The organism is Microcoleus sp. A2-C3 (assembly GCF_036706065.1).
Taxonomy (GTDB): Bacteria; Cyanobacteriota; Cyanobacteriia; order Cyanobacteriales; family Microcoleaceae; genus Microcoleus.
In genome coordinates this window covers 115,699-125,532 of the sequence record NZ_JAUBVX010000003.1, presented here as the reverse complement: position 1 = coordinate 125,532, position 9,834 = coordinate 115,699, and the positions used below count along the sequence as shown (strand labels likewise).

At 45.0% G+C, this 9,834-nt stretch carries 7 protein-coding genes; 2 read left to right on the top strand and 5 right to left on the bottom strand.

Going from position 1 to position 9,834, the window contains the following annotated elements; translation table 11 throughout:
- Nucleotides 1-150: 150 nt before the first annotated feature.
- The 4 genes from QUB66_RS03365 to QUB66_RS03350 all read right to left on the bottom strand — a co-directional run bounded on the left by QUB66_RS03365 (nucleotide 151) and on the right by QUB66_RS03350 (nucleotide 3,401).
- A complete protein-coding gene (locus QUB66_RS03365; RefSeq protein ID WP_332965921.1) occupies nucleotides 151-1,665 on the bottom strand; it encodes a tetratricopeptide repeat-containing S1 family peptidase in 1,515 nt (504 codons plus the stop codon).
- 87 nt (nucleotides 1,666-1,752) lie between these two features.
- The gene (locus tag QUB66_RS03360) at nucleotides 1,753-1,875 is read right to left on the bottom strand and encodes a hypothetical protein (protein ID WP_265235113.1); all 123 of its coding nucleotides are present in this window, start codon (nucleotides 1,873-1,875) and stop codon (nucleotides 1,753-1,755) included.
- 58 nt (nucleotides 1,876-1,933) lie between these two features.
- A complete protein-coding gene (locus QUB66_RS03355; RefSeq protein ID WP_332965924.1) occupies nucleotides 1,934-2,461 on the bottom strand; it encodes a Uma2 family endonuclease in 528 nt (175 codons plus the stop codon).
- 160 nt (nucleotides 2,462-2,621) lie between these two features.
- Nucleotides 2,622-3,401, bottom strand: a complete 780-nt coding sequence (locus tag QUB66_RS03350; protein WP_332965926.1) for a calcium-binding protein — start codon at nucleotides 3,399-3,401, stop codon at nucleotides 2,622-2,624.
- A gap of 517 nt (nucleotides 3,402-3,918) precedes the next feature.
- Between QUB66_RS03350 and QUB66_RS03345 the strand changes: the two genes are divergently transcribed.
- Nucleotides 3,919-6,306 (top strand): GAF domain-containing protein, encoded by a 2,388-nt coding sequence (locus QUB66_RS03345; protein WP_332965927.1) that lies wholly within the window; start codon nucleotides 3,919-3,921, stop codon nucleotides 6,304-6,306.
- A gap of 554 nt (nucleotides 6,307-6,860) precedes the next feature.
- Here QUB66_RS03345 and tnpA read toward each other — a convergent pair.
- A complete protein-coding gene (tnpA, locus tag QUB66_RS03340; RefSeq protein WP_332966029.1) occupies nucleotides 6,861-7,259 on the bottom strand; it encodes an IS200/IS605 family transposase in 399 nt (132 codons plus the stop codon).
- Nucleotides 7,260-7,917: 658 nt separating this feature from the next.
- On the opposite strand from tnpA, the gene QUB66_RS03335 reads away from it, so the two are divergent.
- Nucleotides 7,918-9,681, top strand: coding sequence for a DMT family transporter (locus tag QUB66_RS03335; protein WP_265235117.1), 1,764 nt, complete (start codon nucleotides 7,918-7,920; stop codon nucleotides 9,679-9,681).
- The last annotated feature ends 153 nt before the right edge of the window (nucleotides 9,682-9,834 follow it).

Below are 9,834 nucleotides of genomic sequence, written 5' to 3'. Positions count from 1 at the left end.
AAATTCGGCGGTTGAAACCGCTACTACACAAACGAAGTCCGCCTCCGCGGACTGAAGAATTAAATAGATTTTCAGTCCGCGTAGGCGGACTTTGTTTGTGTAGCCCCGAATTCCATTCGGCGGGGCTATTTTTGCTATTTTTGCAATTGGCTATTTTTGCAATTGACCAATCAAATCTAATGCTTTCTGAGCATCTGCGGCCATCCCTTGAGCGCGAAATAAACGGGCGGCTTGCTGCAAATCTGCGATCGCCCCTGGCCGATCTCCCATTCTCACCAAGGTAATCCCTCGATTAGCATAAGCCTTTGCATAACTGGGATTGAGTTGAATCGCTTGGGTGTAATCAGCTAAGGCAGAGCGATCGTTATTGATGCGAAATAGCGCTAATCCTCGGTTAAAATAAGTGTTGGCGCGACCTGGATTGATTTGCAGCGCTTGATTGAAATCGTCGATCGCCCCTTTTTGATCGCCCAAGTCCGAAAGCGCTACGCCTCGGTTGTTGTAAGCTGCGGCAAAGTTTCGATCCTGACGGATGACTTGAGTATAATCGGCGATCGCCCCCGGTTTATCGCCCATCGCCGACAAAACCAGTCCCCGATTGTAGTACGCATCGAGATAACTGCCATTTAGGGCGATCGCCTTGCTATAATCAGCGAGACTTTTGGGAATTTCTCTCAAGTCAAAATACGCCAGTCCCCGATAGAAATAAGCTTCTACATAATCCGATTGAGTTTGAATCGCTTTCGTAAAATCGGCCACAGCCCCCGGCGCATCTCCCTTATCAAACCGAGTTAAACCCCGAACATAATAAGTTTTAGCATCTTGGGGATTGTTCAGTTTCAGAGGTACATTAGCTGTGGGAGAGGTATTTATCAAAAGTGCCGATCGATTCAACCCAGCTTCCGATAATTTAGCGATAAAAGTGTTAATAGGAATCGCTGAATTAAATCCTGTTTTAGTAATTGCTTTATTACCTATGAGGAATTTTTTGTCCGTATCTGTGACATCATCTAAATCCTGATCGCCCTGTCCGTGAATCCCAACTACGCGCCCTTCTACATCAAATACCGGCCCCCCACTCATTCCCCCTTTGGTGACAGCGTTGTAGCGCAAAGTATAACCTTGTGGATGATTCGGGAGACGGCTGGTAACAAAGCCCGGTGAAAATTCAAAATTGCGATTGGTTCCGTACTTTTCTTGCAACTCATTAGCTGGATAGCCAAACACAAAAATTCCTGTACCAACTGCCGCTTGTTCGGAATCGCCTAAAGTTACAACTGGATAAGATTCTGCACTGTTAAATGTTACGACTGCTAAATCTGGAGCATTCTGGCCTTTCTGCAATAGTACACTACGGGTTACTTGATAATCTTTTCCTGTAGAAGTGTGAATTGTATAAGTAAATTTAGGATTGACAACAACGTGATTAGCTGTCAGTACAGTGTAAGTCGTGCCTTTTTTAGCAATAATAAATCCAGTGCCGCTACTCACCATATTGGGAGATTTACCATTGATTTGAACGGTGACTGATTCAGCTAATTTTGCAATTTCTGGCGAAGACATAGCGAAAATCGGTGCAGGCGCAAACATGACTATTCCTGCTACCGTTACTGTTCCTGCTAGGATGCTGGCGAGGGAATCAAACCGCGAATAACTCCTATTCATAGGTAATTGCTGAAGAGTGAGATTTTTTATACTGCCAATAGTATAGGGGAAAATGAAATGTCCGCAGGCTAGAAACGGTGGAGGTTTTTAGGTGATTTCGATTGTTATGACAATTCGTACAATTCGTACATTTTTGGCATTTCCGGCATTTCTGGCATAAGTGCGCCCTTCACTCACATCCTGCAAAATATTAGCAACCTCGAACAGCATTCCGAAAAAGTTTCAAAGCTTCTTTTTCCTCCGACATTTGCAAACACTGACTCAGCAATTATATATCTAAATCCGGCAACAACATACTCCGAGAAACTAACTCATAACCCTCCGATTTCAGTTGGTAAAGCGAAAATACTCCATTTTCCCAAAACCAAACTTCCGCAATGTTAAATCGCCGATAATATTCCAGCTTATTGATAGTTCCGCTGGTAAAAACAACTTCGATCGCCAAATCTGGCGTTTCCCGCTGCCGCCTATCTTCGCCAAAGTAATAAGATAAATCTGGTTCCTTACTGCTGCCTTTTGTTTCCCCTTGGAGTGTGGCGCTACCCGTCGGTCTAAAACTAATATCTCTTTCTAAAAAAAACTGACCTAGCAGTAATGCCAGCAGGCATTTAATGGTTTCATGAGCTGGCGAAAGTGTCATAATCTCTACATATCCGTCCAGGTAAGACAAGCGAACACTGCGAGTATACTCTAGCAAGGAATCTAGAGCTTTAAACTGCTCCCAAGTCATCGACAGTGGCAAAAATAACCGCTGTTCTGGGAGTGCAGTTAATGGAGGGTGAATTTTAGCGGTCATTTATATTTCCCCCTAATTTTAGTTGCTACTTCTAGATTAGCATGAAAAACGGCTAAAGGAATATTTCAATACATTAGCTCATCCTCAATATCTATAGGGACACGGCAATACCGTGTCATTACCCGGAACTGCCGTGTCCCTCAAATCCGCCTACACAAAACTAAGCCAAAAACTGGAACTGAGAACCGTTAACTGCCAATGCAAACGGACTCGCTTGTTCAAATGCACCAGTAAGTTCAAAGCTATTCGTGTTTAAAACTATCCCCACAATCTGTCCGTTTCTTGAGTTTTCAATCACCATATCGTTGATAAATCCGTCGTTGTCGTAAGCGATCAGATTGTCGTCAGTGAAGAAGAGGTCTAATTCTGTTAAACCATCCGTCAAACCAATGCGATCGCCCTCGTCAAAATTAAAATCGGTAATGACATCGGCTCCATTGACTCCAAATTCTTCGTTGCTTCTAAGCACAAATATGTCAGCACCAGGGCCTCCAGTGAGCACATCAATTCCCCGATCGCCCACCAAGAAATCGTTGTCCTCATTGCCATCTAAATCGTCGTCTCCTTGCCCTCCACGCAGAATATCGTTTCCAAACCCTCCAAAAATAATGTCGTTTCCCGCGTCGCCCCTAACTACATCGTTCCCATCATTTCCATCCAGGCGATCGTTCTCTTTCCCGCCGTAAATGATGTCATTTCCGCCCCCACCGCCGATAACATCATCCCCATTATTTCCTAACAGCCGTTCGTTGGAATCCGAGGAACCTGCTATGGTATCGTTGCCATCTAGTCCCCAAACTCCCCAGGGAAAAGATGACAAATTTCCATCCTCTACGTCAATCTCATCTGATGTACCGAATCCCAAAAGACGCGCTCCCCCACCAGCAAATATAGGAAATCCAGTCAGATCGCCGATGAGATTGTTAAGCGTTAAAGCCATAACTATGTCCTTTTACAAATGCTACTAGATATATTATATATTTTATTTTTGTCATTGCCAAGTTATAATTAATTTGAATTATTTATTTGTTTTATTTTGTAAAAAACACACTCGGAATTAATTCCCAATTTCTTATTACCAATTTCCTATTCCCAATTTCCTATTCCCAATTTCCTATTCCCAATTACCGGGGCTGTTCCTCATTCAACCTAAAACTGCTATATATCTCGCCTCTGAGTCAAATACCATGAGTCGCTGACACTATCCTCTACAGAACACCGCTTATAATGGGTGTTACCACCTAGGTCGTAAACACGTTAATATCACCTATAACGTCGAGACGGAGAGGTTGTTTGTGAAAAAAAGTAAAAGTTGCTGGGCGGATCGCCAGAGAGAACACCCAGTTTCCGATACCTATACACAAACTTTACAAACCATATCTAAGTTCTTTACAAAGCCATAAATCCCGATCGCTGACATTTTTTGGCAAAATCCACTGCTTTCAGGTGTTTTACATATGTCTACTCCTAAATCGTCTTCCCATCAAAACAACACCAACTCCGTAAAATCACTGCCAACCGAAAGTATCATTCCAACAGAGGAAGAGAGTGACAATCTGCCAAGCGAACCAAGCGTCGATCAGCTATTGGAAGCTTTGACGGCTCAAGTACCCAGTCAATCTGCTGAAATTGAACGCTTGAAAACGTGGAAACAAGATTTAGAGCGACTGTTTCAATTTCTCGGCGATCGTCGCGTTTTAATCGCAGTCATGGAACCGGGAACTTTTGCCATGCGTTACGCTAACGCGGCATTTTGCCGCTTAGCCGGTTGGGAGGGAACCCCTTTGGTCACTCAATCTAATAACGGTTGGTTTACAGAAACTGGGCTCAGTCTGCTGGAATTGTTCGAGGATTGCGATGCCAAAATAGCAGAACAATTGTACCGCCGTCACCTTTTGTACTGGGTATTTAAGCGGTTTTATCAAATTGATCTCGACGGTTTGCGTGTACTAGATGAACCTGTTACGGCGAGTATGAAAAATACTCAACACCGCGAACGCAAATTTATTGAATTTTGGCTAGGTTCGGAACAGTTGAAAATTACTAGAATTGACTCAAAAATTGATGAATTTACGGATCTTCCCTTAAATTTAATGCCTGTGGCGGAACGGGAAGCTTGGCTGATGCAGCCGAATCAACTGGCAAATTTAGCCGATCGACTAAATTTGGATAATTACCGCGTCGAAGGTTTGCTGCTGCTAGAAGGTTTTGATGTCACCGTACAGGAGCAAATTCGGCGGCTGACTCAGTTATTGATCGATTGCAATTCGATGCTGCGGCCAGATAAATTTGAGAGAATCGATCGCTGTTTGCGATCGCTCTTTAATGCTGACGGCACTTTGCTGCTGCGCCCCGACGGCGAACACGTACAGCTATTAGTTTCCAAAGACGGCCAACATTTGCAGCCGATTATTTATTCAATGGAATCCCTAGAAGCTTCTCACTTTTTTAAGGCTACCGCAGCCAATCAAGTTTGGAACGTCCCAGACTTGCGCCGGGAATGCCGCACCGAGTGCGATCGAACTTTGCGCAAAATGGGGACTCAATCGATGCTGTTAGTACCCCTTGTGGTCAAATCTGTCACTCGCGAGGGCTCCGGGCTGCGGATTTTGGGCGTAGTTGGGCTGTTGTGCGATCGGGCAAACCACTTCAACGGCATTGACGCTCAACACGCCCAAGAACTCATTCCCGCCTTCATTGCAGCACTGCGACAAGCCATTCAGCAGCGGTTTACCCACATTCACAACATTCATCCCGCAGTCGAGTGGCGGTTCGCCCAAGAAGCAGAAAGGCGCAGTTGGGGACTGCCCCAAGAGACGATCGTATTTGCAGACGTTCATCCGTTGTACGGAATTTCCGACATTCGCGGTTCTAGCGACGAAAGAAACCGAGCCATTCAAACAGATTTGCTCGAACAATTCCGCTTAGGTTTAGCCATAGCCGATGCCGTTTGCCAAACACAAACTACCCATCTAGGCGAGCAACTACGGCTCGACTTGCTCGACTACATTGAGCATTTAAAAGAAAAAGTAACAGTCGATATGGAGGTGCGAGCAGCCGAATATTTAAACGAGCGTTTAGAAGTGTATTTTGACTATTTTGTGCAGTGCGGATCCACGGTTCAGGCAGCAGTTGAAGCTTACCAAGCCGCCTGCGAAAACGAACATAACTGCGTTTATGGCGATCGTACCCGCTACGATCAAATGCTGAACCTAATCAGCACCAAACTCCAAGAAACCTGGGCCCGCTGGCAAGAGCGAATGCAGCAAATTCTCCCCCATTACTGCGACATCGAATGCACCGACGGCATGGATCACATGATTTATGTCGGGAAATCTATTGACGGCAAATTCAGCCAATTTCACTTGCACAGTTTGCGGTACGAACAACTGCGAGCAATTTGCGACTGTGCCCGCACAGTGTTTCGCCTGCAAGCCGAGTCTCAAATCAACATGGAACTTGCACATTTAGTATTAGTGCAGAATACCACGATCGACATTTTTCACAACGAAAATACTGAAAAAATGTTCGATGTCAAAGGCACTCGCGATATTCGATATGAGCTCGTCAAAAAGCGGATCGAAAAAGCCGTTGACAAAGATGCACAAGAGCGAATTACCCAATCAGGAATGCTAACTATAGTTTATTCAACCGAAGACGAATGGGAAGAGTATCAACAATACTTGCGCTACTTGTCTCGCGAAGGTTGGGTAGAAGCAAAAGTGCAAACTGGTATGGTAGAATCACTGCAAGGAGTTAGTGGTTTGAAATTCGCCCGCGTTGGTATTTTGCCCGACACAAAAGCTCTTGGGGAATATCGCGAAGTTACGGTTGTTACCGATTGACAATCCGTCGTAAATTCCCGTTAATTGTAGGGTGCGCAATGCGCACCTTGTCACTGACAATAACAAATAATACCCTGTTTAAATTTAGTATATGTGACCTGTGATTTTTGACTGCAAAATACAGGTTATCAATCACAAGACTCAAGATATAGCGGTTCTCAAAAAAGTGAGGATAGCCCAATGCTCAATGCCCCATGCCCAATGCCCCATGCCGTTCGCGTACCTGATCTTTCTGAGAAAGGCTATAAATCAGTGTTACTTTACTGAAAATTATCTCCTCAATTTTTCCAGAAAACTTATCTTAAGCTGATCGCAATACCAAAACGCTAGTTAAAGTTTGCTGTGCGACATGAGAGTAAAGTGCTTTAAAATGCAAATTTGATTTGAATATTTTGTAAAAGTCGTATTTACCGCGAGTCTTCCCAGTCTTGAAATACAACTGACGACCATAGTACAGCGCACAATTAGCTAACTTATTTGACTCACCACATACAAATTCTCAAATCGCTTTCAGGCTAGAATCGGGACTAATTAAGTTTTGCTGAAATCCGTAATCAGACATTTTTTTGATTCTCGATATACTGGTTGACAACAGATAACGGCGCACCGCCGACGGTGGAAACAAAATAACTATTTGTCCAAAGAGTTGGTAGTCGGCTTTTCAACCAAGGAAATTCTTGTCTCAGTAGTCGAGATGAACGCCCTTTTAAATATCTAATCAATTTTGCGATTCCGAATTGCGGGTCTACTCCTACCAGCACATGGACGTGATCTGGCATGACTTCCGTTTCCTGTAACTCGGCATTAAATTCGGTGCAAACTTCTTGCAGTATGGCTTTTAGTCGAATGTCCACACCGTTAATCAATACTGGTCTGCGATACTTGGGACACCAGACAACATGGTAGTTACAAGAGTATGTTACATTGGCATTGGATTTGAGTTTTGCTTTCATGTTTACAGTATACACAATCTGACCTGTATATTGTATCTTGATGTGCAAATAAATATTCAAGGCTGTTTCAACCGGTGCAGACTTTTCCCCGTGTCTGAAGCCAGGGGCCCGGCGGGCTCGCTCTTCGGTCATAAATTTCGGAGGCCATACCTGTTGTCCTTGGGGAATTGGATGTGTTAGTTTTTTGATGGCGCAGGGTGGCTTTTTGAGGGTGCGATCGCCTATTAAAAATTTGGTAAGTAAAAGCTCGGAACTTTTAACATCATAAATCCGGGTGTCAGAGTGTCGGAGAGACTTGGGCCGAGAAACTGGGTTTCTGGCCGTTTAGGGCTTAAATTATGCGTTGAGGGGTGAGGAGTGTCGGCCCCAAAATCAAATTTAGTTGTCGGGGAAGGGGCTATTCGGCTGTTGATCCGGGTGAGTCAGATGCGGGAATTACTGGGAGCAATCGGTGCAGAGGTCAAGCTGTAGTATGATTTCTAATTGCACAAAGTGTTCTTGGGGCGATCGCAATTTTTTCACATTTCTAGCTTAGCGACTACTATAGATTCAACAGTGTCCGTAATCTTTGAGAGCAACTCACTAGAACTTGCGACCTGATGCAGCCAAAATACTTAAGAACACTGAACGTGCAGTTTAAATTAGAGGTTATAGACTAATGGCGCAGCGCAACGTATACTCGTCAAAAGACGACCCAGGGGATGCACAATCAGCGGAAGAAGTCCTACACTCAGTGATGCAGGAACTGGACGCTTTGCATGAAAATGTCAAAGGCCAGTTAAATCAGGACATTACTCGCCTGCAAAGTGAAAAAAATCACCTGATTGACGATATTGAAGGCCTCCGGGATCAATATCGCAAATTGCAGTCCCAGCAAATGGAATCTCTGTCTGGGCGATACATTCAGCAGCAGCAATTGTGGCTGAAGCAGTTGGCTCAAGTTTTGGCCCACAATTTGCAAGATTTGTTGGTGCAGCGGTTTAACGAACTCAGCGCTAACTCTGGCCATTCTCTCAGCAGCCCAATTCCCAGCGGAGAGTTCCCGATCCCGATGCCGCCGAGCAACTATGACGAACGGGCTTCGGAGTTATTGGCGGCGCTGGATGAGCGGATAGATCGCAGTTTCCAGATGCTGGAACAAGATTTGAGCAGCTATGAAAGCGAACTATCCATGCGGCTTAACAATATGAAAACCCTAGAAATGCAAGGGGAAGAGCTGTTACAAAATCTTGTCAACCGGATTAGGGAAGAACTCGAAGAAGAAGAATATCTTGAGAATCCTTTCGATGCTCAAGATTCCTATCCCGATCAATCAACTAATTCTATCCGCCCGCAAGTTCTGGAGCCAACACCTGCGGATGCGCCGCGGCAAGCCCTACCGCAGCCCTCAGCAATGCCGGCAGCACCCGCTCAAGCAATTCCTCAAGTGCAAGCAGGTTTGATGCTGGCTTTCTCTTCGGCGGTGATCTTGTCGCTGTTTAATGTTTGTTTGAGAATTTTGATTAAAAGCAGAAATCCTCGGATGATTTTTGGCTTGTTTGAACTTCCGGGGGTGGTAACTCCTGGTTTTGGCAATTCTTTGTTGATTTTGTTGATGCGGCTGATCGTGGTGATGGCTTTGATGCCAATATTGGCAACTTTTCTGTATCCGAATGTCTGGAAAGATATTAGGCGGTTGTTTCAGTCGGGCGATCGAGCTTTGTGGAGCAAGGTTTTAGGAAGCGCATTTTTTCTGTTTTTGTCTCAGGTTTTGATTTATTTGGCGATCGGCAATATTCCGGCGGGGATTGCGATTACGATTTTCTTTATTTACCCGATCGTCACCGTACTCGGTTCTTGGATCTTGTTTGGCGCTCGCCCCAGTACGATCGGCTTTTTGGCGATCGGCGGGATTACCCTAGGTCTGATTTTAGCCGGCTGGCCGAGTTTTGCAGCGCCACCTCCCGGCGGCGGCAATGTCGGGGTGGGAGTCGCAGCAGCACTGGCTTCTGGGATTACCTTTGCAGGTTACGTATTGCTGACGCAAATGGCCGCGGGCAAGCTGCACCCGATTCCTTTTAGTTTAGTTAATTTCGCCGCAATTTTTGTATTTTCCTCCCTGAGTTTGTGGGTGCCCCTGTCAGAAAATTTGGCTCCTCAAATCGACCAAAATGTTTGGCCTGGTTTGATTGCAGGAGGAGTTGTTTTAGGCGTGCTGACGCTGTTTAGCTATCTTTTGAACAATTTTGCCATCCGGTATGCCGGAGCAGCATTAGCGTCAGTAATTGGCACTTTGGGCCCGGCAATGACCGCACTCTTCGGGTTCCTAATTATCAATGAAAAGTTGCAGCCTGTGGCAATTCTTGGCATGGCTGTAGTGACATTGAGCGTGGCTGCTATGAGTGTAGAACGTATGGTGGCTCCTCAGAAGAAGGCTAGTTAACGGCTAAATGGGCGATGATCGACCATAGAGAAACCCGGTTACTTGATGAAGAAACCGGGTTTCTCTATGCGAACACAAGATCAATAGACTTATTGCATAAATCTTTAATTGATAGGGAAACCGCAGATAAACGTAGATAAACGCAGATAACTT